The sequence below is a fragment of the Rhodococcus sp. R1101 genome (assembly GCF_000278445.1).
GTDB lineage: Bacteria > Actinomycetota > Actinomycetes > Mycobacteriales > Mycobacteriaceae > Rhodococcus > Rhodococcus gordoniae.
On sequence record NZ_AJVB01000978.1, the window covers coordinates 1 to 337 of the forward strand.

General features: G+C 70.0%; 1 pseudogene. It reads left to right on the forward strand.

What is annotated here, in order from left to right:
• Positions 1–216, forward strand: a pseudogene (locus tag R1101_RS29165) (hypothetical protein); the annotation flags it as partial.
• Between the last annotated feature and the right edge of the window lie 121 nt (positions 217–337).

Here is a 337-nt window from a genome sequence, read left to right on the forward strand (position 1 = left end):
CTGCGCCCGGTCGAGCACGGCGGTGATGTGGTGGTGGCGATCCCCTGGTCGCCGGTGGTTTTCGAACGGATGGACCGCCGCGGCGGACTGCGTCACGCGGCGATCTCGCACGTCTACGCCGATCTGCTCGCAGGTCCCTTCCGCAACGACGATGCCGCCGAGCACGTCCGCTCCCGGCTCACTGCGGACGAGCACTGGCGGCGCCCGATCCGCTGACCGTCCCTTCCGGCCGCTCCCCTCCTCGGATCCCGGCCGAGCATTCCGATCTTTGTGTACGGTGCGAACCATGACGGGTCGCCGCGACGACAGGAGTACCCACCAGATGACCGCGCCGCGC